This window comes from Streptomyces sp. NPDC041205 (assembly GCF_055591765.1).
In genome coordinates, this window is the sequence record NZ_JBVIZH010000002.1 from 1,469,140 (window position 1) to 1,492,541 (window position 23,402).

At 72.1% G+C, this 23,402-nt stretch carries 28 protein-coding genes; 21 read left to right on the forward strand and 7 right to left on the reverse strand.

Annotation, left to right across the window (positions count from 1 at the left end):
* Positions 1-3: 3 nt before the first annotated feature.
* Complete coding sequence (locus ACZ6BG_RS13645; protein WP_468999995.1) at positions 4-1,122, reverse strand: helix-turn-helix domain-containing protein; 1,119 nt, start codon at positions 1,120-1,122, stop codon at positions 4-6.
* A gap of 223 nt (positions 1,123-1,345) precedes the next feature.
* On the opposite strand from ACZ6BG_RS13645, the gene ACZ6BG_RS13650 reads away from it, so the two are divergent.
* The 5 genes from ACZ6BG_RS13650 (at position 1,346) to ACZ6BG_RS13670 (ending at position 5,096) form a co-directional block, all read left to right on the forward strand.
* Positions 1,346-1,819, forward strand: a complete 474-nt coding sequence (locus ACZ6BG_RS13650; RefSeq protein WP_468999996.1) for a hypothetical protein — start codon at positions 1,346-1,348, stop codon at positions 1,817-1,819.
* Positions 1,816-2,013, forward strand: a complete 198-nt coding sequence (locus ACZ6BG_RS13655) for a hypothetical protein (protein ID WP_468999997.1) — start codon at positions 1,816-1,818, stop codon at positions 2,011-2,013. The genes ACZ6BG_RS13650 and ACZ6BG_RS13655 overlap by 4 nt, the downstream gene beginning before the upstream one ends.
* Positions 2,014-2,058: 45 nt before the next feature.
* A complete protein-coding gene (locus ACZ6BG_RS13660) occupies positions 2,059-2,592 on the forward strand; it encodes a DUF6879 family protein (RefSeq protein WP_468999998.1) in 534 nt (177 codons plus the stop codon).
* A gap of 120 nt (positions 2,593-2,712) precedes the next feature.
* On the forward strand, positions 2,713-3,801 hold the full coding sequence (locus ACZ6BG_RS13665; protein WP_469000000.1) for an AraC family transcriptional regulator: 1,089 nt from the start codon (positions 2,713-2,715) through the stop codon (positions 3,799-3,801).
* A 107-nt stretch (positions 3,802-3,908) separates the two neighbouring features.
* Positions 3,909-5,096: a lipase family protein gene (locus ACZ6BG_RS13670; protein WP_469000001.1), complete on the forward strand. Its 1,188-nt coding sequence runs from the start codon at positions 3,909-3,911 to the stop codon at positions 5,094-5,096.
* Positions 5,097-5,371: 275 nt separating this feature from the next.
* Here ACZ6BG_RS13670 and ACZ6BG_RS13675 read toward each other — a convergent pair whose 3' ends face one another.
* The gene (locus ACZ6BG_RS13675; protein ID WP_469000002.1) at positions 5,372-5,806 is read right to left on the reverse strand and encodes a hypothetical protein; all 435 of its coding nucleotides are present in this window, start codon (positions 5,804-5,806) and stop codon (positions 5,372-5,374) included.
* Between the two features lie 36 nt (positions 5,807-5,842).
* Positions 5,843-6,289, reverse strand: a complete 447-nt coding sequence (locus ACZ6BG_RS13680; RefSeq protein ID WP_469000003.1) for a helix-turn-helix domain-containing protein — start codon at positions 6,287-6,289, stop codon at positions 5,843-5,845.
* A 241-nt stretch (positions 6,290-6,530) separates the two neighbouring features.
* Between ACZ6BG_RS13680 and ACZ6BG_RS13685 the strand changes: the two genes are divergently transcribed.
* From ACZ6BG_RS13685 to ACZ6BG_RS13715, 7 genes are all read left to right on the forward strand, one after another.
* A complete protein-coding gene (locus ACZ6BG_RS13685) occupies positions 6,531-6,821 on the forward strand; it encodes a WhiB family transcriptional regulator (RefSeq protein WP_469000004.1) in 291 nt (96 codons plus the stop codon).
* Between the two features lie 20 nt (positions 6,822-6,841).
* On the forward strand, positions 6,842-7,363 hold the full coding sequence (locus tag ACZ6BG_RS13690) for a hypothetical protein (protein ID WP_469000005.1): 522 nt from the start codon (positions 6,842-6,844) through the stop codon (positions 7,361-7,363).
* Positions 7,360-7,551: a hypothetical protein gene (locus ACZ6BG_RS13695; protein WP_468450424.1), complete on the forward strand. Its 192-nt coding sequence runs from the start codon at positions 7,360-7,362 to the stop codon at positions 7,549-7,551. Before ACZ6BG_RS13690 ends, ACZ6BG_RS13695 begins: the two co-directional genes overlap by 4 nt.
* A 211-nt stretch (positions 7,552-7,762) precedes the next feature.
* Positions 7,763-8,164, forward strand: coding sequence for a hypothetical protein (locus ACZ6BG_RS13700; protein WP_469000007.1), 402 nt, complete (start codon positions 7,763-7,765; stop codon positions 8,162-8,164).
* 92 nt (positions 8,165-8,256) lie between these two features.
* On the forward strand, positions 8,257-8,892 hold the full coding sequence (locus ACZ6BG_RS13705; protein WP_469000008.1) for a phage tail tube protein: 636 nt from the start codon (positions 8,257-8,259) through the stop codon (positions 8,890-8,892).
* A gap of 65 nt (positions 8,893-8,957) precedes the next feature.
* A complete protein-coding gene (locus ACZ6BG_RS13710; RefSeq protein WP_468480326.1) occupies positions 8,958-9,248 on the forward strand; it encodes a hypothetical protein in 291 nt (96 codons plus the stop codon).
* A gap of 65 nt (positions 9,249-9,313) precedes the next feature.
* Entirely contained in the window at positions 9,314-9,637 is a 324-nt protein-coding gene (locus ACZ6BG_RS13715) for a hypothetical protein (protein ID WP_469000298.1), read from the forward strand.
* Between the two features lie 36 nt (positions 9,638-9,673).
* Here ACZ6BG_RS13715 and ACZ6BG_RS13720 read toward each other — a convergent pair whose 3' ends face one another.
* Both ACZ6BG_RS13720 and ACZ6BG_RS13725 read right to left on the reverse strand, forming a co-directional pair.
* Positions 9,674-10,252 carry a hypothetical protein gene (locus ACZ6BG_RS13720; RefSeq protein WP_469000009.1) on the reverse strand — a complete coding sequence of 193 codons (579 nt, stop codon included), beginning with the start codon at positions 10,250-10,252 and terminating at the stop codon, positions 9,674-9,676.
* A 113-nt stretch (positions 10,253-10,365) separates the two neighbouring features.
* A complete protein-coding gene (locus ACZ6BG_RS13725; protein WP_469000010.1) occupies positions 10,366-10,944 on the reverse strand; it encodes a hypothetical protein in 579 nt (192 codons plus the stop codon).
* Between the two features lie 28 nt (positions 10,945-10,972).
* Between ACZ6BG_RS13725 and ACZ6BG_RS13730 the strand changes: the two genes are divergently transcribed.
* Genes ACZ6BG_RS13730 through ACZ6BG_RS13760 form a run of 7 tightly spaced genes read left to right on the forward strand, consistent with a single transcriptional unit; the run spans position 10,973 to position 17,381 of the window.
* Positions 10,973-11,515, forward strand: coding sequence for a hypothetical protein (locus ACZ6BG_RS13730; protein ID WP_469000011.1), 543 nt, complete (start codon positions 10,973-10,975; stop codon positions 11,513-11,515).
* 52 nt (positions 11,516-11,567) lie between these two features.
* The gene (locus tag ACZ6BG_RS13735; RefSeq protein WP_469000012.1) at positions 11,568-12,719 is read left to right on the forward strand and encodes a phage tail family protein; all 1,152 of its coding nucleotides are present in this window, start codon (positions 11,568-11,570) and stop codon (positions 12,717-12,719) included.
* A 5-nt stretch (positions 12,720-12,724) separates the two neighbouring features.
* On the forward strand, positions 12,725-13,552 hold the full coding sequence (locus ACZ6BG_RS13740) for a hypothetical protein (protein ID WP_469000013.1): 828 nt from the start codon (positions 12,725-12,727) through the stop codon (positions 13,550-13,552).
* The gene (locus ACZ6BG_RS13745) at positions 13,539-15,950 is read left to right on the forward strand and encodes a hypothetical protein (protein WP_469000014.1); all 2,412 of its coding nucleotides are present in this window, start codon (positions 13,539-13,541) and stop codon (positions 15,948-15,950) included. Before ACZ6BG_RS13740 ends, ACZ6BG_RS13745 begins: the two co-directional genes overlap by 14 nt.
* A 54-nt stretch (positions 15,951-16,004) precedes the next feature.
* Positions 16,005-16,868: a peptidoglycan-binding protein gene (locus ACZ6BG_RS13750; RefSeq protein ID WP_469000015.1), complete on the forward strand. Its 864-nt coding sequence runs from the start codon at positions 16,005-16,007 to the stop codon at positions 16,866-16,868.
* 11 nt (positions 16,869-16,879) lie between these two features.
* Positions 16,880-17,140, forward strand: coding sequence for a hypothetical protein (locus ACZ6BG_RS13755; RefSeq protein ID WP_469000016.1), 261 nt, complete (start codon positions 16,880-16,882; stop codon positions 17,138-17,140).
* Entirely contained in the window at positions 17,127-17,381 is a 255-nt protein-coding gene (locus ACZ6BG_RS13760; protein ID WP_469000017.1) for a hypothetical protein, read from the forward strand. Before ACZ6BG_RS13755 ends, ACZ6BG_RS13760 begins: the two co-directional genes overlap by 14 nt.
* A 116-nt stretch (positions 17,382-17,497) precedes the next feature.
* On the opposite strand, the gene ACZ6BG_RS13765 is transcribed toward ACZ6BG_RS13760, so the two are convergent.
* Complete coding sequence (locus ACZ6BG_RS13765) at positions 17,498-18,994, reverse strand: MFS transporter (protein WP_469000018.1); 1,497 nt, start codon at positions 18,992-18,994, stop codon at positions 17,498-17,500.
* A 180-nt stretch (positions 18,995-19,174) separates the two neighbouring features.
* Between ACZ6BG_RS13765 and ACZ6BG_RS13770 the strand changes: the two genes are divergently transcribed.
* Entirely contained in the window at positions 19,175-20,053 is an 879-nt protein-coding gene (locus ACZ6BG_RS13770; RefSeq protein ID WP_469000019.1) for a helix-turn-helix transcriptional regulator, read from the forward strand.
* Positions 20,054-20,091: 38 nt separating this feature from the next.
* Here ACZ6BG_RS13770 and ACZ6BG_RS13775 read toward each other — a convergent pair whose 3' ends face one another.
* On the reverse strand, positions 20,092-21,627 hold the full coding sequence (locus tag ACZ6BG_RS13775) for an alpha/beta hydrolase (protein WP_469000020.1): 1,536 nt from the start codon (positions 21,625-21,627) through the stop codon (positions 20,092-20,094).
* Between the two features lie 309 nt (positions 21,628-21,936).
* Between ACZ6BG_RS13775 and ACZ6BG_RS13780 the strand changes: the two genes are divergently transcribed.
* Positions 21,937-23,337, forward strand: coding sequence for a 3-oxoacyl-ACP reductase (locus ACZ6BG_RS13780; protein ID WP_469000021.1), 1,401 nt, complete (start codon positions 21,937-21,939; stop codon positions 23,335-23,337).
* Positions 23,338-23,402 lie beyond the last annotated feature (65 nt).

Below are 23,402 nucleotides of genomic sequence, written 5' to 3' on the forward strand. Positions count from 1 at the left end.
CTTTCACGCCTCGGCGAGGCGGATTGCGTACCGAATGCCCTCCAGCTCACGCCGAGCCTGCGGCGCGAGCTGCAAGTCATCCAACATCACAGGGAGTCGCTCGCGCAGGGCGGCACTCGTGGCCGATGGCGTGCGCAGCAACTTCGGACGGACGGCCACGAGTGTCCACAGCGTGTGGACGTTGAGGTCGAAGAACCCGTGTCGGGGAGTGAGCCCGCGGACCAGGTGATCCAGAAGGCGGTCGCCCTGCCAGGGGCCGGGCGTGGGCGAGGCGATGAAGTCGTCCGACAACTGGATGTGAGTCGACTCCCCGATCCAGTACGCCCAGTAGTTCAGGTTCGCCGCCTCGGCCATGTCGTCGTCGCCGAGGGTACGGGTGATGAAATGCACCATCCGGTCCCGGTCGCCCTGGCGGGCCTCGAAGGCGGCGACAGAACGGGAGTTGAGCCAGCGGCTCAGCCAGTCGCCCGGTCGTTCGAGTCGCTGCTGGTGGGCCAGCCACTCGGAGGTGTCGGTGGCCCGGTCGAATCCAGCGAGGTACAAGGCCTGCCGTCGGAGCAGGAAGTCCCTGCCGCCCCGGGCCTGTTCGGCCGTCTGCCGCATGCGGGTGAAGAACCGAGTGCGATCCTCGGGAGCGAGCTCCGGCGCCGTCGGCACGGGGCCTCGGCGGGGGCGCGGCGGCGCGGGGAGGTTGCGTACGGGTGCGGGCGCTACGCCGTTGAGCGGCCACGTCAGGACCTCGATGAGGTCGCGCTGCATGACCCAGGCGCCCAGCGGACTGCTGTCGGCGGCCGCTTCGTCGTCGAGGGCGCTGGACAGCAGGACGTCGGCCTCCATGGCCCGGTCGAGGGCGCTCAGAAGCTTCGCGGCTGTGCCCATGTGCATCAGCCGGTGCCGGTGGACGAGCATCTGTCCGACCGGCACCGATGTGAGCGGGCGGCGCCCCGACTCCCAGCCCGCGATGGTGTCGGGGGAAACCCCGAAGGCTTCGGCGAAGCCGTCCTGCGTGTGCCCCAACTGCTCGCGGATCACGCGAAAGACGTACCCCGACACGATGCCCGCACGGGTGCGTTCGGGCGTTCCCCGACCACCGGTCAGGGTTGACCGCGCGTGGTGCTTCATGGCGCCCCCTCGCCCGTGTCCAGCGGGCACTTACCCGTACCTACGGTCACTTCTGGCGACGATCTCCGCTGCCTACGGTCAAGGAGTGATGACCGGCAACTCAGAGTAGTGGGATTGGTGACGCCATGAACGCCGTAGAACGCATCTCGCCCGACCGTGAGGAAGGGAGAAAGCCGACCCCTCGCGTCGGCGGCAGCCCGCTGCTTTCCGGGGAGGCATTCGGATGACCCCACCCCAAGGCAACCGGCAGCCCATCGCCGCATGGCTCGCCGGAGCCGACCCCCGCCCCGACCTCGTCCACCTCGCCTGGGCGCAGCAAGGCCTCGCCCTGATCCCCCTCGGCCGTCGCTTCGACGCGATCCGCGTGGCCGCCGAGCGCGTGCACGCGGCCGTGGGTAGCGGCGAGCCGCAGGCGGTCGCGGCGTTCCTGAGCGACTGGCTCGACGGCCCCGTCATCCGCGACGTCCGCAGCACCCACGGCCCGTACTACGTCCTCATCGCCACGGACGCCCCGTGGCACGGGACCGAGGAGCGGCTCGGCACGAACACGCTCCTCGGTGTGCCCCGCCTCGGCCGCCCCCTCACTACGCTGACCCGCTGGGTGGTCCCGCCGTCGGCGCCCGGCGACCTGTGCGACCCCGGGCACCTGGGCGCCCTGCTCATGACGGCCGACCCGCTGCGGACGGTGGAGCCGTGAACCCCACGACGGCCGACCTCGACGAGCGGGCGACGAAGCTCTACCGGGGCTACCTCGGCCACCTGTGGGGGTGCCCCTCCTGCCGGACGGCGCACTACTGCGACGACGGCAACCGCATGCGCCGGGCATGGAAGGCGACTCAGAGCGCTTCCCTGCGCGCCCATCGGGCGGCACGCTCCGGAGGGGTGTGGTGAGGTGTGAAAGGACCGAAAGGTCAGGGCGGTTGAGGGAGGCCTGCGATGCCGCAGAACACGCTCAGTTTCGACGAACTCCTCGAGGCCGCGCAGCACTCGGCGGTGCACCTGGAGATGCGTGACCAGTACGCCGTCGGCGACGAGGCCGAGGACTTCCGCTCCTGGCTGCGAACCGGCCGCCGGGACGTCGATCCCGGCTCGGCGTACTGGGCGCCCTGGGTGGACATGATCTCCGGAGCGGTCGCCCGTGGCGTGGTCGTGCGCCGTGCGCGGATCGTGTCCGAACCGGTCACCGACTACATCCGCTACGAGCACACCGGGGCTGTCGTCAATGTCGCAGCCGGGGAACAGGTCAGATGGCTGCCCCGCCCGCGTGCCGTCGACTTGATGCTGCCGGGCGCGGACCTGTGGATCTTCGACGGGACGCGCGTGCTGTTCAACCACTTCACCGGTGACGGAAACTGGGCCGACCCCGACATGGAGTTGCGCTCCGAACCGGGCATCGTCGACCAATGCGTGGACGCGTTCGAAGCCGTCTGGGACCGCGCCGTCCCGCACGAGCAGTACGAGATCCACTGAGTCCAGTGAGTTCACTGAGGTCCACTGAGGTCCACTGAGATTCAGCCAACCCCCCGAGCTCCCCCGCCGCACGCCCCCGTCCCCTTCTTGACCACGTCCCCGCCAGCTACCGTCGACGCCATGGCCAGGCGGACGATCACCGTGCACCATGTGCGGGCCGTGCTGCGCGGGGCCGAGCGCGCGGGTGTCGACACCGTGCCGCTGTTGCAGGCCGCGCAGATTCCACCGCTGCTGCTCGGGGACGACCGGGCGCGCATCACGGCGACGCAATTCGCCTGGCTGTTCCGGGAGTTGTACCGGGCGACGGACGACGAGTTCCTGGGGCTCGGGTCGTCGCCGAGCAGGCCGGGGACGTTCGCGATGATGTGTTACGCCGCGCTCGGCTGCCGTGATCTGGGGGCGGCGATGGAGCGCGGGGTGACGTTCTACGGGCTGTTCCCCGGCGGCCCGGACCTCGCCCTGACCCGCACGGCCGACGGTGTCGTCTTCACCGTACGCAACGACCTCGACCAGGACTTCTTCCTCGCCGAGTGCCTGGTCATCATCTGGCACCGGCTGTGCAGCTGGCTGATCGGCCGCCGCATCGAGCTGCGCTGGGCCGACTTCGGGCATCCGCCGCCCCCGCACAAGGACGAGTACGAGGAGCTGTTCGGCTGCCCCGTCCGGTTCGGCGCGGAGCGCACCGGCGCCGGGCTCGCCCCGCACTGGCTGGCCGCGCCGCTGGTGCGGGACGAGGACGCGCTGGCGGCGATGTTGCGGCGGGCGCCGTTCGACCTGCTGTCGCGGCGGGAGTACGGGACGACGGTCGCCGAGCAGGTGCGGCGGGCGCTGGCCGTGGCGCTGCGGGACTCGCCGCGGCTGCCGTCGCTCGGCGAGATCGCGGCGCGGCTCGCGGTCAGCCCGGCGACGCTGCGCCGCCGGCTCGCGCAGGAGTCGACGTCGTACCAGCGGCTGAAGGACGCGGTGCGGCGGGACGCGGCGATCGCGGGGCTCGCGGAGGGGCGCGAGCCGATCGCGCGGCTCGCGGCGCGGCTCGGGTTCTCCGAGGACACGGCGTTCCACCGGGCGTTCCGCAGGTGGACGGGGACGACGCCGGGGGCGTACCGGGCGGAGGCGCCCGGGGCCGTCGGCGCCGACGCGCCGGGGGCGCGCGGCGCGGGTTCACCGCCCCGCCCGGCCGGGGCTGATACACCAGGTCAACGAAGCTGAGCTTTCGCGTCAGCACAGACCTTACTCACGAGTCACTACGGTCGACGCCTGCACGTCGTCCCGTTCGCTGGAACTTCCCGTCCCCCACGATCCGTTGGGAGAGCCGCATGCACGTACGCACCCGCACCGGTTTCAGAGCCCTCGCCCTGATGGCCGCGGCAGGCCTCTCGGCCGCGACCCTCACGACCACCGCGCACGCGGAGGACACGGCCAAGGACACCGAAGCCCGCGTCGCCGCCGCCCCCGGCGACATCGTCAGCTCCGAGCCGAGCGCCTTCCACCCCCTCCCCGGCCAGCCCACCAACACCAAGGCCTGGAAGATCCACTACCGCTCGACCACCGCCAAGGGCGCCCCGAACACCGTCTCCGGCACGGTCATCGTGCCGCAGGACGGCCGCACCGGCCCGCGCCCGCTCATCACGTACGCCGTCGGCACGGTCGGCGTCGGCGACCACTGCGCGCCGAGCGCCGGGTTCCCCCGCGGCACCACGATGGAGGCGAACCTCATCCAGCAGCTCACCCTGCGCGGCTGGGCGGTCGCCGTGACCGACTACGAGGGCCTCGGGACGCCCGGCGACCACACGTACACGGTGGGCAGGGCGGAGGGCCAGGCGGTCCTCGACGCCGCGCGCGCCGCGATTCGGCTGCCCGAGGCGGGCCTGTCGAAGGACTCGCCGGTCGGCATCATGGGCTACTCGCAGGGCGGCCAGGCCTCCTCGTGGGCGGCCGAACTGCACGGCTCGTACGCTCCCGACCTCAAGGTCAAGGGCACGGCGACCGGCGGCGTGCCCGGGGACCTGCAGAAGGTGGCCGCCTTCAACGACGGCTCGTACGGCTCGGGGCTGATCTTCATGGCGGCGATCGGCCAGAACGCGGCGTTCCCCGAGCTGAAGCTGGAGTCGTACCTGAACCCGGCGGGCAAGGCGCTGATCGGCGCGCTGCGCAACACCTGCGTGGCGGACGGTGCGCTCCTCGGCTCGTTCAAACGGATCAAGGACATGACGGTCAAGAACCCCCTCGACCAGCCGGACTGGCAGCAGCGCCTGCGCGAGTCCCAGGTCGGCACGCGCGCCCCCGACGCGCCGGTGTACCTCTACCACGCCCTCGCCGACGAGCTGATCCCGTACGGCGTCGGCGCCCAGGTCCGCAAGGACTGGTGCGCACGGAAGGCGAACGTGGAGTGGCACACCGTCCCGCTCGGCGAACACGTCACCGGCGTCATCACCCAGTCGCCGCTGGCGGCGCAGTGGCTGGCGGAACGGTTCGCGGGGAAGCCTGTGCGGGGGAACTGCTGAGGGTGCGTCGCTGAGGTGCCTCGCTGGGGGTGCCTCCGCCGGGGGCGCCTCGCCGAGGGCGCCGCTGAGGGCGCCTCACTCATGGCCCCTCACCGACAGCGTCTCGGTGAGAGCTTCTCGCTGACGGCCCCTCGCTGACGGCGCGGTGCCGACGGCACGGCCCGCGTCGGCGCCGGGGCACCCAGGCCGGGCGGGCGCCCGCAACGGCGCCTGCCCGGCCTTCGGCGTCCAGCAACCGGACGGGGCGGCGCCGGGTCGGGCGCCGACCGGTGCCGTCAGGTGTCTTCCGCGTACGGGAAGCGCGGTACGCGAGCGGGGCGGGCCGGGTCACCCGGGTCGGCGCCCGGCACACCCCGAGCCCTCGCGCCCGGGGCCCTGGCCGCCCCCGGAACCCCGGGCACGCGGACAGGCGGCCCCGACAACCCCTCCGTATCGGGGTGCCCCGCACCCCGCGCGGACTCGCGCCCGCCGCCCCCGACGCGGTCACCCGCCTCGTGGCGGGCGGACCCCGCGGCCCCGGCGTGCCGCCAGCCCTCGCGGAACCAGCGTGCGCGCTCGCACTCGATCTCCTCGTCGGTGACGACGCGCACGTGCTCCGCACCCACGTCGGCCACCTTGCGGCTCAGCTCGGCCAACAGTTCGGCCACGAGCCGCCGACCGGGCTCCGCCGCGCCGTCCGGCCCAGCCGGACCGTCCCCCGCCTTGTCCATCTCCCCCTCCTCAGTGCCCCCTCGGACCGTCCGGTCCTACGTACCGCCGCCCTCCGGCAGGAACTGCCGTACCACTCTCACGAACAACTCCCGCTGTTCCACGGGAACTTCCATTCTCCAGGCCGCCTCCTCGGGACTCATCCGGGATTCAGCCGCCGCACCGTCGTACCGCCGGTTTCCGGACAGCGGAAGGTCGTCCTCCGTGAGCCGCCCCGACCGGATCAGCATGTCGCGCAGCGGCACGTCGAGGACGACGGCCAGGCGACGCATCGTCTCCAGGTCCGGCATGCTCTGCCGCTGCAACAGGCGGCTGACGCCCGCGCGGTGCACGCCCGCGTCGTCGGCAAGTTTGGACTTGCCGCCGCCCCGCGGACTGTCGATGTCGTAGCCGCGCCGGCGCATCAGCTCCTCGACCCACGCGGCGAACTCGTCAAGTCCGTCGCCGCGGCCGCGGCCCGCGCCCTCCCCCACGCTCGAACGCATGTGATCGCTCTCCCCTCGTAGCGAGGGCAGCGTACCGAGCGCGCACGCACCCTCGTGTGTGCGTGCTCGCACGCATTCGTGGAGATCCTGTCAACAGCCCTGCTGCACAGGACAGTTGGTACGGCACGGCACCCCTCCACTCCGACCGGCATCCGCTTGCGTGCGCACACGCACCATGCAACGCTGAGAGCTCGTTCGCCACACTCGAACGATTGTTCCCACCTCTTGGGAGGGCTTACACATGCCTGCTCGGACAACGTCGCAGCCACCCGCCCTGACCTGGAACGACTCCCCCGACTCCGCCCCCACGGGCGAGCGGCTCGACTGGCGCAGGTCCGCCGCCTGCGCCCAACTTCCGCAACGTTCCGTATTCGCACGCGTCCCCTCCGAAGCGGCCGAGGTATTGCGCGCCTGCAACCAGTGCCCCATCCGTAAGGAGTGCGAAGCCGTGGTGAACCCCGCGCACACCTGGTTCGACGGGGTCAGCGGCGGCCGGTTATGGCGCAACGGGCGCGAGGTGACTGCCGCGTGAGCCGCCGCACACCTCCGCCCATGCCCGCCAGCGACGGCCCGGCAGTGTGGCTCGGCGCACTGGCCCGCCGCTTCCCCGACCTCCTCGGCGAACTCGCGCCGAGCCCCGGCAGCGCCCTGCGCGAACGCCCCGGCGCCGCCCGCGTCGGCGGCACCTCCACCCCCGTGCGGCTCTGCGTCTCGGACGCGATCCGTGATGTCACCGACGGGGTCGTGGAGTTGGAGGAGGCGGTACGGGACCGGCTCGGCCTGCGTCCGGTGGCGCCCGCGCCCGTACCCGTACGCCTGCGTCGCATCGCGGGGCTCCTCGACCGCGTCACCGCACACGCGGACCTCACCGCGCACGTCACCGACGAGGCCCGCCGCATGGTCCACCGCTGCTCCCGCGTCCTCGGCGACCCCGAGCAACTGGTCCGCGTCGCGGGCCGCTGCCCCGCCTGCGACTCGGTGTCCCTGCGGGCCCTCCCAGAGCGGGCGCTCGTGATGTGCGTGAACCCCGTGTGCCGGCACGTACTCGAGGGCGAGGAGGGGACAGGCGGATGAGCGGACACGGAGGAGCCCTGGTCACGGGCGAGTTGGCGGCGGCCGAGGTGCAGGTGGCGGCCGCGACGATCCGGAAGTGGGTGCAGCTCGGGCATCTGGCGGCGGCGGGGCGGCAGGGGCGGCGGCATCTGTACCGCCTGGAGGATGTGTTCGCGGCGGAGCGGGTGGTTCGGGGGCGGGGCGTGTAGCTCGTCGCTCTTCAGCTGGAGGCGGGGTCACCGGTGCGGACCGGTGACCCCGCCTTCGCGCGTTTACGCCAACTCCACTACCCAGTACGTGAGTTGCGGACGTGACCGGCACCCTTCACACTTGAGGCAGCGGCAGAGCTGCGCCCCGACCCCGGGGCGACGGACCTGCCGCTTTCTGCTGCCCCCGCACCCTTGAGAAGGGAGCATCCATGTGAGCGTCCTGACCTTCCCCGACGCGGAACGGCTGGTCGTCGACTTCCTGAAGAACCGCCCCGAGCTGGCCGGTACGACGGTCGACAACCGTCCGCCCGCCGGTTTCGACGGCACCGAGAAGGCCGTCCTCGTCTCCCGCGTCGGCGGCGCCTGGCTCGACGACCAGCACCTGGACCAGCCGCTGCTCGACCTGGAGGTGTACGGCCCGGACAAGACGACGGCGCACGCGGTGGCCCTCGCGGCCCGCGCCTGCGTCCTGGAACTGTCCGGCACGACGTACGGCACCGCGGTCGTCACCGACGTCTCCGAGTCCGACGGACCACGCTGGCTGCCGGACTTCAACCGACCGCGCGGCAACCGCTATCTGGCCACCGTCCAGCTCAGGCTGCGCCTGGCCTGACCCCGCACCTCCTTGCTCACCCATGGGCCCTGTCGACGTCCGGCGGGGCCTTCGTCATGCCCGCAACCCACCCATCACCCCGAGGAGTTCACATGCCCAGCACTTCCGGAAACGGCGGCCAGATCCGCGTCGCGGGAACCGGCCGCATCCTGGTCGCCCCGGTCACCCTCCCGCCCGCCGGTGCCGGTGAGCCCGTCCCGGTCCCGGCCCCCCGGACGACCACCGACGACTGGCCGGTGGCGCACTGGCAGGACCTGGGATTCACCACGACCGACGGCATCAAGTTCAACAAGAAGGAGAAGATCGACCCCGTCGACACCTGGCAGTCGGCGACGCCGGCCCGGTTCATCTACTCCGACCGCGACCTCACCGTGAAGTTCCAGCTGCTCCAGATGAACAAGCAGACGCTCGCGTTCTTCATGGGCATCCCGGCGTCGGAGATCAAGCAGACCACGACCGCCGACTCCCCGCCCAAGCCGGTCGACGGCACCTACGAGTTCCAGCTGCCCAGCAACCCGCAGAAGGACGAGCGGGCCCTCGGCATCGAGTTCAAGGACGGCGCGGACATCACGTACCGCTTCATCGTCCCGCGCGGCCAGGTCACCGAGACCGAGGAGCTGGGGCTCACCCGGACCGGAGCGCTGAAGCTCGGCGTGACCTTCACGGCCCTCGAGGGGCCGAACGGCGAGCTGGCCAAGTGGATCATGAAGGACAAGGCGTACGCGTAAGTCCTCAGGCCCGTGGGGCGGCCGTCCGGCCGCCCCACTCCCCCCTCCCACCCCTTGGAGCCTCCATGCCTGGTTTCAACGTCAACGCGGCCCGCGCCCAGCGCCTCGAAGCGCTCGGCCGGACCTGGTCCTTCGAGCTCGACGGCGACGCCTTCGAACTCCCCACGGAGCTGACCCGCGCGACCGCGCGCCAACTCCGCGCCCTCGACGACAACGACGTCGACGGCCTGCTCGAACTCCTCCTCGGAGAGGCCCAGTTCGCCCGCTTCGCCCGGCACGAGACGACGATGCAGGACATCGCCGCGATCCTCGACGCCTACGGCAAGGAGACGGGGCTCGGCCTGGGGGAAGACTGAGCCTCGGCGAGCTCGTGGACGAACACGCCGAGGCCCTTGAGTCGGACCTCCTCCGCCACTACGGCATCGACCTCCTGGACTGGCATCGCGGCCGCCTCTCTTCACGGCGTCTCGCGGTGCTTGTCCGCCACCTGCCCCGCGACAGCGCCCTGCACCGGGAGCTGCACGGGGAGGCGGCGGAGTGGTCGGTGACGGACTACCTGCTGGCGCACGCGGTGGACCAACTGGCCGAGTCCAACTGGATGTTCGCGATGGTCAACCGGGATGAGGACACCGAGCCGCTGGAGTATCCGACGCCCCTACGGCGACCGGGCGACGAACATCGGCAGGAAACCGGGACCCCGCACGTCACCACAGAGAGCGATGTGGCAGCGTTCTTCGCCCTGTGACAGCGCGCAGGACATCGCGGCGGCCTCCGGAAAGGCCTAGCGCGGGCGAAGCTTGATGCGCCAGCGGCACATGCTGCCCCAGCCCAGGCTGTTGCTCGTCGCACTGACGACGAGAAGCCCCGGTTTCTTCGGCAGATCGATCGTCCCGCTGAACTTGTCTCCATGGGAAATCAAATTCTGCCCTCTACTGCCGTCAACTGAGTACAGGGCGATACACCCTCTGCAGCCGAACTTGACGTCAGCCTGCCATTTCCCTCCCGGGTACGAGAAGATGCGCGACGCCGTCGCCGACCGGGCGTCTCCCAACTCGTCGGCCTCGGACACATCCCGCAACACGACATTCCACGCTCCGACGCTGCGCACGCCACCACTGATGGTGAGACGTGAATAATTCGCCGGAATGAGCATGCTGGTTCTCTCTCTGCCCCACGCGGAATCCCCTATCTTCTCCCGCTTCCACGAGTTACGAGAACCCCCTACACCGTTGACGGAGAAACCTTTACCGAGTAACCCTCCCCACGTTTCAGCAAGGAGCACCCTGCCGACCAAATGATCAGGAATCTCAAATTCGGACTCGCCGCGTCCAGAAAACTCGACCACAGACTCCTCAGACATTCCACTGCCCCACAATTCAGGAAAGGGGCACGAATGGGCGACAAATCGGCACCACTACTTTACCGAACGCCCTTCGATGCTCACCTTCTGACTGGAAGTGATCACCAGCTTCTTCACCCAGGGTGCTGCTTGATGCGCCAGCGACCCATGAGCCCCCAGCCGCTCTCCCACTGGGAGCCACTCACCACGATCAGTCCCGGCTTTTCCGGAAGGGAAATCGTCCCACTGAACTTGCTGTCGTGAGAGACGAGAACCCCTTTCTCGCGACCCTCGAGGTCGAGCATCTTGACGCATCCCATGCTCGCGAATTCGACATCTGCCTGCCTGGAGCCACCCGCGTAAGAAAAGACTCTCGACGCCTCACCGGTCTCGACCCCCTTAATCTCCGGAACCGCAGACAATTCACTCAGGGACACATTCCATGCCCCCACGCTGCGCATTTCTCGGGCTATTTCGAGTCGACTGTACTCCGCGGGTATAAGCAAGTGGGATCTTCTCTTGCCGCCGGCCGAGCAGCCTATGTACACACTGCGGACGAAGCCCTCTCGTCGCCGTTCTCCGTTGAGAACAAATTTCCGATGGAGCATTCCTCCCCATAACTCGGCAAGCAGCACGCGGCCGACGAGTTCCTTGGGTATGTCGAACTCGGACTCACCGCGACCGGAGAAGACGTGACCGGTTCCCTCACTCATGAGCAACCTTCCGCGAGAAGAGACACAAATGTCCGATGCCGAAACACACAGCATCAAAGCAAGCATTGCAGACCTCACCTCGGAGTTCCAGACCTTCAAGAAGAGGCTGGAAGCCGGGATATGGAAAGCCGAGGCAACCGGAACATCTCAGTCCGTGACTGGCGTCTCGGGTTCCGCCACCGCGGTCTCGGGAGAGTTCACGGGGCTGAGCGGCGGCTTGAAGCTGTGGAACTACGAGTACGACGTCCGTGCGGAGCGAGAAAAGACAAAGCTGGATCTAGCCGGCATGAGCCCTCACAAGTTGTTCCGCGGCATCACAGAGCTCCGTGAGGGGGTGACCAAGGTCAGTGACCGAGTCACCGAGGTCGACCGACGGGCCGACCGCCGACTCCGGGACATGAACCGCGACCTCAACCAGAAGATCCGCCGCAAGGCCGACCGGTCCGCCGTCGGTGACGCGAACACCCGGCAGAACAACCAGATCCGGGACCTCCAGCGGAGCGCGAGCCGGGCGCACGACGAGTTGCAGCGGCTCTACGGCGCGGTGGCCCGCCTGGACGGCCAGTTCTGACGCCGGACCGCGTCCCGGTCCGACGCCGGACCGTGTCCCGAGAGGAGCATTCATGGCACTGAACACATCCCTCAGAACGACCGTCACCCAGCTCAACCGCATGCGGACATCCGTGGGGCAGACGGCGACGGGCCTCACCCGGCTTCGTACGTCGACGGGCGATGCCTCCAAGGCAGTTGACGGGATCAAGAAGTCGGCCGGTCCTGCCGGTACCTCCGTCGGCAAGCTCCGTACCGCCGCGAAGAACGGGAGCGAGGCCCTCGACAAGCTCCGCACCAGCGCGCGGCGAGGAGACGAGTCCCTCGGCAAGCTCCGCTCCACGGCGGGCCGCGGCGACGACGCCGTCCGTAAGCTCCGCTCCGGCGTGCGCGGCGCCGACGGCGCGTTCGACAAGGCCAAGGGCGGGTCCGACAAGCTCAGGTCGTCGCTCGACCGGATGCGCCGGTCCGCCGACCGGGCCAAGAGCGCGTTGCAGGGCGTGAAGCGGCAGGCCGACGCCGTCGAGCGGTCCGTCGGCAAGGCCGGGCGGAACGCCGACCGGGGCGGGAAGTCCATGGGGCAGCTCGGGAAGGGGGCCAGAGGGGCCTCCGCCGCGCAGCGCGGGCTCAACCTCGCGATGGCGGCGAACCCGTTCGGCCTCGTGATGGCGCTGCTCGCCCCGCTGATCACGAAGTTCGTCGACATGGACAAGGTCGCGAGGCTCGTCCGCCGGGGCGTCTCCGCCGCCTGGAGCGGCATCAGGAGTGCCTCGTCGGGAGCCTCGCGGTTCCTGAAGCCGCTGCTCGCAGGAGTCGTCAACGCCTTCCGCTCCCCCGTCGTACAGCTCGTGCGCGGGCTCAACGTCCTCATCGGCGCCATGAACCGGATCAAGTTCAAGGTGCCGGGGTGGGTGCCGGGGCTCGGCGGGAAGGGGTTCGGGTTCGATCTGCCGCGGATTCCGGTGCCGCATCTCGCCGAGGGCGGTGTGGTGCGGGCCCGGCCCGGCGGCACGCTCGCGCTCGTCGCGGAGCGCGGGGAGAGCGAGGCGGTGATCCCGCTCAGCAGGTTGGAGCGGATGCTCGGCAACCAGAACAGCGGCGCAGCGCTGCGCCGCCTCGCGGAGGCCCTGGAGCGGCTCGCCGAGCGCCCCGTGCACGTGGACGTCGACGCCCAGACCATCGCCCGCGCCGTCTTCAGCGGGCAGCGCAAGCTCGCACGGAGGTGAGCCGTATGGCCAGGAATCTTTGGATCGGCAGCCCCGGACTGCTCCGGGAGATCCCCCAGGCCGCCAAGAGCTGGGACCGCGGCGCCGAGCTGAACGTCAGTGAGTTCAGGGCACTTGAGGGCCAGGTCACGACCTTCGCGCCCTTCCACACCACGCGCAGGCTGAAGTTCTCCTTCGAGGGCCTGGAGCCCGCGGACGCGCAGCACTTGGCGCGGCTCGCGCGCCGCGCCCCCGACGGCCGGACCGGCCGGGCGGCGGGCCCCGTGGCCGTGCTCGACCCGGTCTCCGTCAACCTGCTCGGCCCCGCGCAGGCCGCCGGGCAGAGCGGCCGGGCGGACGGCCTGGACCACTGGTTCGCGGTGAGCGGCAAGCCGACCTTCAAGCGGTTCGTCCGCGAGGGGTGGGCGGTGGGCGGAACGGTGCCCTCGGTCGTCGGCTGGGTGCACGGCACCTGGCCCGGCTGGCCGGTGGCCCCCGGCATGCGCGTGTCCTGGCTGCTTCCGCCGGGCTGGGGCCAGGACGCCGTCGCGCGCCTGGCCTGGAAGGACGCCGATGGGCAGGCCCTGCGGGAGACAAGCGGCACCAACATCTCGGTCACCGGCGCCGCTCCCGTGGACGCGGCCTTCGTGACGCCCCAGGGCCTGCTGAACAGCACCGGCGTCATCCCGCTCGGCGGCGCCTGCCTGTCCATCGGCGAGGCCCCCGAGGCCTTCGCGGTCGGCGACGGCTGCCCCGCGATGTCCGTCACCGGCTATTCCGACGTGCCGGCCGCCCGCCTTCCGTACCGCAACATCGGCATCGACCTCGTGGAGGTGACCCGTGCAACCCTCTGACCCGGCCCTTGACGCGGCGCTCGCGGCCCCCGAGCGCCAACCGGCCCACTCCACCCGCCTCGGCGGGCGCGAGGTGGGGCCGGACGTGCAGGCCTGGACGGTCGAGCGGGCGTACGCCACCGACCTGCCGGAGGCCGTACGGGCGTTCTCCGGGAGCGCGTCCGCGCAGCTGGAACTCCAGCTCGGCGGACACGACGGGGTGCCCGCGCCGCGGCTGTACTCGGCCTGGGCGGACCGTGCCACCGGCGACGTCACCCGGCCCGGCCAGTCCGTCGTCCACACCGTGGGGGCGGCGGGCCACACCCTGCCCGCCTTCCGCGGCACCGTCCGCTCCCGCTCGGCCGCGTCCGGCGGCGACACCGTGACCGTGCAGGCGCTGGACGGCGCGGAGCGGCTGCGCGGTCCCGCCGCACTGCCCCGCCCGTACCACGGCTATCTCTGGGGCAAGCCCGTCGCCACCGCGACCTGGTGCGTCGACGAACTCCTGCGCCAGGGCGGCATCCACAGCTGCCCGCCGCCGCGCGCTCCCGTCGCGGACGACGAGGACAAGGCCCCCCTGTCGATCATCTACGCCTCCTTGCACGGCGGCTTCAACTCCACGTACGGCCAGCCCGAGGCGCTGCCCGCCCCCACCACGTACACCTGGGAGCGCGAGGGCGCGCCGTTCGAGATGGCGCTGGTGCCGAACGAGCCGGGGTTCAGGACGTCGTGGATGCCGCGCTCGCGGATGGTGCTGCCGGGCAGCGTGTTCCTGATGGAGTGCTGGGTCAACACGGCTCTCGCCCGCGGCGACACGATCACCCTGTCGGCGCTGTTCGACCGCAGCGCGGGGAAGTTCGGGGTGATCTCCGTCGCGTTCGACGCCAAGACGTCGTACGTGACCATGCGGTCGGGAACGCTGGGCGGCACCTCGGAGAGCCAGGCCTTCATCCCCACGAAGTTCGGTGCGCTGAAGGGCCGTTGGCACCTGGGACTGCTCGTCACGACCAAGCCGTCCAGCCCGCGCCCCACGATGCAGATCCGGATGACGGCGCCGGACGGTGAGTACATCGACAGCGACGACATCGAGTTCACGGAGGCGGCCGCGTCCCAGCAGCCGTCCGAGTTGCGGCAGGTCGACGTGACGACCGACATGGCTGTCGAGTGCGTCCAGGTCACCGACCGCGTGGCGGCGAAGGCCAGCGCCTTCACCCAGGCGGCGTGGGAGCAGCGCGGCGAATGGGTCAAGGGCGCGGAGCTGGACACGCCCGAACTGCCGCTGTTCGACGTGCCGAAGGTCTCGGGGTCGCAGTGGGACGTCATCTCGGAGATCGCCCGCGTGAGCATGTCGACAGCGGAGTTCGACGAGCGCGGGATCTTCCGGTGGCGCGGCCCCGGCCGGTTCGCGAAGGCGCCGACGAAGCCCCATCTGACGGTGACCACCCGCAGGGACATCGCCGCGCTCACGGTCACCGAGGAGATCGACGCCTGCCGCAACTACTGCGTGCAGCCCTACGAGGACTGGAAGAAGTCCGGCTACAAGGACGCCGAGCCCGTCCTTGACACCTCCGTGCGCAAACTGATGCCCGGAGTCCCCGTCGAGGTCAGCTACGCGATGGTGGAGGAGGAGAACGACATCGGCCCGCTGCAGGTCGTGGACGACGCCGACCCGAAGGCGGGGCACGTGGTCCGGTTCGGCGACGCGGAGGACGGCGGGCGCTCGGTCAAGGGCAAGGTCACGGTCAGCAGTTGGCGCGAGGGACCGTCGTACGTCGTCCGGTTCACCAACCGCGGTACGACACCGCTGTGGACCGTCACCAAGGACGGCAAGCCTTCGGTGTCCATCGTTCCGATCCAGCGGCTGGTCGACCCCAAGAAGCGCAAGTGGGCCCGCTGGAGCACACCGAGCCACGGGCACTACGGCAAGCAGCAGTACCACGCCCCGGAATCCCCGTGGGTGCAGAGCGCCACCATCGCGCGGGCTCTTGCCTCCACCGTGCTGGACGCCGGTCGCTACCCGGTGCCCGTGCTCGACGCGGTGGAGGTCCTGCACGACCCGAGGATCCAGCTCGGTGACGTCGTCCGCGTCGTCGACGGTGCGGGCGCCGAACTGAACACGCTGGCCTGGGTCGTCGGCCTGCGCACCACACACACGGCCGGCGGTGTCCCGCAGCAGACCCTCACCTTGCGCGGCACGTCCTACAACGGCGTCCCCGTCGACGCCGGTCTCACCCCGGACGGCCCTGTCGACACCGGCACGCCCCGGGGCGCCGCCGCGCCGCGCGCCGTCCGGGCGCTCACAGCAGCCGCGCCCGAGCCGCGCCCCGTCACCCCTGTCCCGATCGACGACCCGGACGCGCGCGCCGGGGACGACGGCATGGACCTCGACCACATGCTGCCGCCGCCCTGGGAGCAGTGAGCACGGACCGCGCCGCGCGGCCGCCCACACCGACGTGAGCCAAGGAGGCACCCCATGGCCACCCCTCTCACCTCCACCACCCTCCTCACCGCCCTCCATCAGGAAGGAACCACCACCCAGCAGCACCCCAACTGGCGTACCCACAACCGCAACCACAAAGGCCCCTGGGGCCCCGTCCACGGCGTGATGCTGCACCACACCGCCGGGACCAACAGCCTCTCCGCCTGCCGCCACGGCCTGCCCGACCTGCCGGGCCCGCTCTGCCTCGGCCTCGTCACCAAGGACGGCACCGTCCACCTGCTCGGCCACGGCCGGACGAACCACGCCGGGAACGGTTCCGCCGCCGCGCTCGCCGCCGTGCGGGCCGAGCAGGCGCCGCCCGCGCGGCCGGGCCCGGACGCCGTCGACGGCAACGCCCGGTTCTACGGCTTCGAGATCGAGAACCTGGGCAACGGCCGTGACCCCTACCCGGCCGCGCAGCTCGACGCCGTGGAACGGCTCGCGGCGGCGCTGTGCCGGGCGCACGGGTGGTCCGAGGCCTCGGTGATCGGCCACAAGGAGTGGACCCGGCGCAAGATCGACCCGTCGTTCTCGATGGCGGCGATGCGGGCTCGGATCGGGCGCCGCCTCGGGTCGCGCCCTCCGGGGCGTCCCGACGAGCCCGGTTCCGCTCACGCCCCGTTCCCCGGCGCCGCCTTCTTCGTCCCCGGCCGTCGCAGCGCGCTGGTCACGGCCGTGGGACGGCGCCTGGTCGCCGAGGGCTGCGGGCGGTACGCCGTGGGGCCGGGGCCCGAGTGGAGCGAGGCCGACGTGCGGTCGTACGCCGCCTGGCAGCGCAAGCTCGGTTACGCGGGCGGCGACGCCGACGGCATACCCGGGCGCGCCAGCTGGGACCGGCTGCGCGTACCGCGCACGTGAGGGGGGCCGCCATGTCCGACGCCGGCCGTCGCTCCCTGCGCACCCTGGTGCAGACCCTGTTCGCCCTGGCCGCCGCGTTGCCGCTGCTCGCGGACGATCCGGCGGTACGCGAACTCCCGGGCGTCGCCCTGGCGGTGGCCGTCGCCGGGGCGCTCAGCCGTCTGATGTCCGCCCCCGCCGTCGAACGGCTGCTCCCGGCCTGGCTACGGGACGCGGACGGGGGCCGGGGCCGGTCCGGGGCGAGTGCGGAGGCCACGGATGACCAACTCTGACACCGACGGCATCGCCCTGGAACTGGAGCGTCTGCACCGCTCCGTCGACGTGGGGTTCGCCACCACCCGGGGCGACTTGGCGCTCCTGCTCCAGCGCGCCGACCAGACCGACAAGGCCCTCGGCGAGCACGAGGAACGCCTCGACGCCCTGGAACGCACCCGCTGGCCGCTGCCGTCCCTCGCGGCCGTGACGTCGTGCACGGCACTGGCCGTGACGTTGTGGCAGGGGTCGGGGAGGTGAGGAGCCCGACCGGGGGCGCGTGACGTTCCGCCACGGGCGGGGCGTCCCCGAGGAGATCCGCCTCGTGCGGCCCCCGCCCGTACCGGCGCCGCCCCACCCCAGGAGCGGCGCCGCCCTCAGCGCCCCGCACCCCCCGCCAACAGCCGCCACGACACCCCCGCCGTCCCCGCCAGCAGCGCGCCCACCACCACGAGCCCCTCCCGCATCCCCGTCACCGCGAACCCCTCGCCGGAGGCGATCAGCGCGCCGAACAGGGCCACCGACAGCGCGCCGCCCGTCTGGCGGAGGGAGTTGAGGAGGCCGGAGGCCGTGCCCGCGCGGTGGGCGGGGACGGCGTCGATGAGGAGGGCGGTGAGGGCGGGGACGGCGAGGGCGCCGCCGATTCCGGTCGGGACGAGGAGGACGAGGACCAGCCAGACCGGCGTCCCCGCGCCGAGCGGGAGGAGCGCGAACATGGCGCCGGACAGGATCAGTTGCCCTGTGACGATGACCGCGCGGCGCCCGACGCGGTCGGCGAGCGGCGCCGAGACCAGGTTCGTGGACGTGATGAGCGCGGCGAGCGGCACGAACATCAGGCCCGTCGCGATGCCCGACATGCCGAGGAGCTGCTGGCAGTACAGGCCGAGCAGGAACACCACCCCGTAGAAGCCCGCGTTCACCGCGAAGCCGACCGCGAGCGACACCCCGACCTCGCGCCGCCGCAGCAGCGAGAGCGGCACCATCGGCGCGGGATGCCGGCGTTCGGCGGCGCGGAAGCCCACGCCCGCCGCCACCGCGACGGCCGCCGCGGCCAGCACCCCGGGGTCGGTCCAGCCCGCGTGGCCGCCCTCGATGACCGCGTACGCGAGTCCGGCGAGGGCCAGGACGGCGGTGAGCTGGCCGGGTACGTCGAGCGGCGCCGGGCGGCGCGGGGACGGCGCGACCCGGGCGAGCAGCGCCAGGATCAGCGCGCCCACCGGCAGGTTCAGGAGGAACACCGCGCGCCAGCCCACCGTCTCGGACAGCACCCCGCCGAGCACGGGCCCCGCGGCCATCGCGACCGAGCCGCCGACCGTCCACAGCGCGATCGCGCGGGCCCGGCGCCCCGGATCGTCGTACGCCTGCCGGATCAGCGCGAGCGAGGCGGGCATGACGACCGCCGCGGCCGCGCCCTGCGCCACCCTGGCCGCGATCAGCCACCCGATGCCGGGCGCGAGCGCGCAGGCCAGCGAGGCGAGCGCGAACAGGGCCGTCCCCCAGGCGTAGGCGCGCCGCGCCCCCGCCCGGTCCGAGAGCGCCCCCGCGGAGATCATCAGCGCCGCGAACATCAGCGTGTACGCGTCCACGACCCACTGCAACCCGGTCATCCCGCCGTGCAGGTCGGCCCGGATGCCGGGCAGCGCGATGTTCACCGCCGACACGTCGATCGTGATGACGGTGAAGCCGAGCAGGGCGGCGACGAGGGCGAGGGCGGGGCGGGTGGGTGCCGGGTGCTGCGCCGGGGACGCGGACGGGTTCGGCGCAGGGGGCGCGGACCGTTTCAGCGCCGGGGACGCGGGCGCGTTCGGCGCCGGGGTCAGCGCCTGCTCCGCGGGCGCGGCACTCCGCTCCGCGCAGGGGACAGTGGACGACATGCGGAATCTCCTGGGTACGGGAGGGGCACGCAGCGCTACGAGGGGGCGTGCCGGAGGTACGGGGAACGGCCGGGTGGGCCGCCTCCACCCTCCGCCGACGGCGCGCGCCCCGGCAGACCGCGGCGTTCCTGGCCCTGACACGGCCCCCCACTTCTCCGCCGTCTCACGGACACTGGACCCATGACGTACGGCACTGCCCCGGAGAGAAACGGCACCGAGCTCGGCCGCTACCTGCGCGCCCGGCGTGCCCAGGTCAGCCCCGCGGAGGCGGGCCTCCCCGCCGGGACGGGCCTGCGCCGCACGCCGGGGCTGCGCCGCGAGGAGCTGGCGACGCTCGCCGGGGTGAGCGTCGACTACTACACACGCCTGGAGCGGGGCCGCGAGACCAACCCCTCACCGGCCGTGATCGATTCCCTGGCCCGCGCCCTGCGGCTGTGCGGCGACGCCCACGAGCGCCTGCACGAGCTGGCCGAGCTGGCCTCGGGCCGTCTCAGCGAACCGCCGCCGACCACCGAGTTCACGGTGCGCGACTCCGTCGTACGGATGCTGGACGCCCTGCGCCCGCTGCCCGCGTACGTGGTGAGCCCGCACAACTACCTGCTCGCCGCGAACACCCCGGGCCGCCGTCTGATGCCGGGCCTCTTCGACTGGCCCGCCGAGCAGCGCAACATCACCCGCTATATGTTCCTGCACCCCGTGGGCCGCGAGCTGTACGTGCCCTGGGAGGAGACCGTCGCCAAGTCGGTGGCGCACCTGCGCGCGGTCGGCGGGCGCGACCCGGACTCGCCGCAGTTGGCCGCCCTGGTCGGCGAACTCTGCCTGAAGTCACCGGAGTTCGCCCGCATGTGGGACCGGTACGAGGTGCGGGAGCGCGGCGGCGGCATGAAGTCGTTCGCACACCCCAAGGCGGGGGCGATGTCCCTCACGTACGAGGTGATGCGCCTGGCGAGGACGGGCGGGCAGCGCCTGGTGACCTACCAGGCGGAGCCGGACAGCGCGGACGAGGCGGCGATGCTGCGCCTGGACCCGGCGGCCCGCACGACACCGCCGCGCCCCTAGCCGCACCGGCACCCGCCCCCGCGCCCGGTCGCCCCCGGTCACTCCGCCGCGCACGAACTCCCGTTCTTCGGCATCTGCTTGTACAGCAGGAACGCGTCCACCTTGTCCTTCACGCACTTCGAGCCGAAGTAACCGGTGTGCCCGTCGCCCCTGTTGTCGAGGACGACGGCGGAGGAGCCGAGCCGCTCGGCGGTCTCCACGGTCCAGCGGTACGGCGTGGCCGGGTCGCCGCGGGTGCCGACGAGCAGGAACTTCGGGGTGTCGACGTCGCGCACGTCCTTGCGGATGTAGTCCGTGCCCGCGGGCCGCCCGAAGCACAGCAGCACGGGCAGCAGCATCGACTTGCCGAAGACGGGCGACGCCTGTTCGAACTCCTCCTCCAGACGGCCGACTTCCCGCTCGACGCGCTTGGCGTCCGGCCGGTCGGGGTCGTCCGCGCAGTTGACGGCCATGAGCGCGGCGGAGGAGTTGTCCGCGGGGATCTCCGTACGCCCGCCGGGAGCCCGCTCGTCGCCCATCGAGCCGCCCATCCGAAGGAGCGCGCGCGGGTCGCCGTCCGCGAGCAGCGCGCCGAGCGCCTGGGACAGGGCGGGCCAGGCCTGCCTGCTGTAGAGCGCGCTGCCGAGCACGCTCACCACGTCCTGGCCGGTGAACTCCTGGCCGTCCATGGCCCGCAGCGGATACGCGTCGAGGTCGTCGATGAGCTTGGTCATGGCGTGCCGGGCGTTGCGCGAGTCCTCGCCGAACACACAGCCCGCGTTCTTCGTGCACCACAGCAGGAAGTTGTCCAGGGCGGTCTGCCGTCCCTCCGCGCCGACCAGGGCCTGCTCGGCCACGTCCTCGGTCAGCGTGTCCACGCCGTCGAGGACCATCCGGCCGACCTTCTTCGGGAACTGCGCCGTGTACACCGCGCCGAGCCGCGTCCCGTACGAGAAACCCAGGTAGTTGAGCTTCTTGTCGCCGAGGGCCTGGCGCATGACGTCCAGGTCGCGGGAGACGTTCACGGTGCCGATGTGCGGCAGCACGGGGCCGGACTCCTTCGCGCACTCCGCGGCCGTCTCGCGCAGTTGCTTCAGGATCGCCGCCGCGTCGCCGGGGCCCTCCACGTCGTCGCCGGGCTCCGGGTCCCCGCCGCAGCTCACCGGCTCGCTCAGGCCCACGCCGCGCGGGTCGAAGCCCACGACGTCATAGCCCTTGCCGACGTAGCCGAAGTCCTTCTTGGCGTCCGCGAGCCCCGCCACGCCCGCCCCGCCGGGGCCGCCGAAGTTCACCAGGAGCGAGCCGCGCTTGTCGCCGCTGGACTTGATCTTCAGAAGGGCGAGGCGGATGGTGCCGCGGCCGGGGTGGGCGTAGTCGAGCGGGACCTTGACCTCGCCGCAGGTCACGTCCTTGTCCTTGGTCACGTCCTCCGACAGGTTCTGCGCGTCGGGCTTGCAGGCCGCCCACTTGATCTTCTGGGTGTAGAAGCGCTTCAGGTCCGGCCGCGCGGGCCCGGACGGGTCGGCCGCCGCGGGCAGGCCGGCGACGGCCAGAGCCAGGGCTGCGACGGCGGTGAGCGCGGGTGTGCTGCGCACGGCGACCTCCAAGAGGTGCGGTTCCCCTCCGGTCACCTTAGGTGCCCCCGGCCCACTCCGCCCGTTCAGCCCAGTCACGCTCCGTGACCGTCGACGGCTCGTCCGGACCCGGCGCCCGCCCCGGAAACACGCCGGTACGAGCCCTCTCACCACCTCGATCAGGCACCGGCCGCCCCCTCGACCAGCCCCCTGACCCCCAAGTAACCTTACTCGGAAGTAAATTCAGCATCGCGCACGCAGGACCGCGCATGCGGGACCACGCGCGCAGGACCGCGCACCAGATCCAGCACCGAGCCGGGAGCTTGCCCCATGGCCGACCGCTACGCGACCTTCACCCACACCGCCCCCGGCCGCTTCCTGACCCGCAGACTCGGCCTGCCCCAGCCGGTCCCGCTGCGCCGCTGGTCGCCCCGGCACCCGGCGCTCGAAGGCCCGGTGCTGCTCCTCACCGCGGGCGACATCCCGCTCCCCGGCCTGCACGAGAGCCTCACCCGCACCGGCCTGCCCCCGCACAGCGGCCCGCTCGGCAGCCGCCGCCCGGCCGCCGTCGTACTGGACGCGACCGGCGTCCGCACGGTTGCCGCGCTCATGGACGTGCACGCCACGCTGCACCCCGTCGTCCGCTCCATAGCCCCCTGCGGGCGCGTGGTGATCCTGGGCGCGCCCCTCTCCCCCGCCGACCACCACCAGGCGGCGGCGCAGCAGGCCCTGGAAGGCTTCGTCCGCTCCCTCGGCAAGGAGCTGGGCGGGGGCAGGACGGCCCAGCTCGTCCGCACCCCGTCGGCGCCCGCCGCCGAGGCGACGCTGCGCTTCCTGCTGTCACCGAAGTCGGCGTACGTGAGCGGGCAGGTGGTCGAGGTCGGGGGGCTGTCGGAGTACGCGGACGACACCGGCGAGGCGGAGTGCGGCGGGGGCGCGCAGGACACGGCGCCCGCCCCGGACGCCGACGCACCGCCGGGCACCGTCATCCAACTCCCGCACCCCGCACGCCCGTTGGCGGGCCGCACCGCCCTCGTCACCGGCTCCGCACGCGGCATCGGCACGGCCGTGGCGGAGGTCCTGGCCCGCGACGGCGCCCACGTCGTCGTCCTCGACGTACCGGCCGCCGAACCGGACCTGTGCCGCGTCGCCGAGCGCGTCGGCGGCACCGCGCTGCCCCTCGACATCACCGCGGACGACGCCGGTGAGCGGATCGCCGCCGCTCTTCCGGACGGCCTCGGCGTCCTCGTGCACAACGCGGGCGTCACCCGGGACCGCAGGCTCGCCAACATGGCGGCGGACCGCTGGAGTTCGGTCCTCGACGTGAACCTCGCGAGCGTGCTGCGCACGACGGACTTCCTGCTGAAGTCCGGCACGGTGCGGCGCGGCGGCCGGATCGTGGCCACGGCGTCCATAGCGGGCCTCGCGGGCAACGCGGGACAGACCAACTACGCGGCGAGCAAGGCGGGCATCGTCGGCTTCGTCCGCTCCCTGGCACCCCGCGCCCTGGCGGAGTACGGCGTGACGGTGAACGCGGTCGCGCCCGGCTTCATCGAGACCCGCATGACCGCGGCCGTCCCGCTGCTCATCCGCCAGGCGGGCCGCCGCATGAACTCCCTGGCCCAGGGCGGGCTCCCCGTCGACGTCGCGGAGACCACGGCGTGGCTGGCGACCGGCGCGGTGAACGGCCAGGTCATCCGGGTCTGCGGCCAGAGCCTGCTCGGCGCGTAGCCCTCGGGGCACCCGGCCGCCCCGCGCACCCCCGGGCCGCGCCCGACTCCCAGCGACAAGAAGGG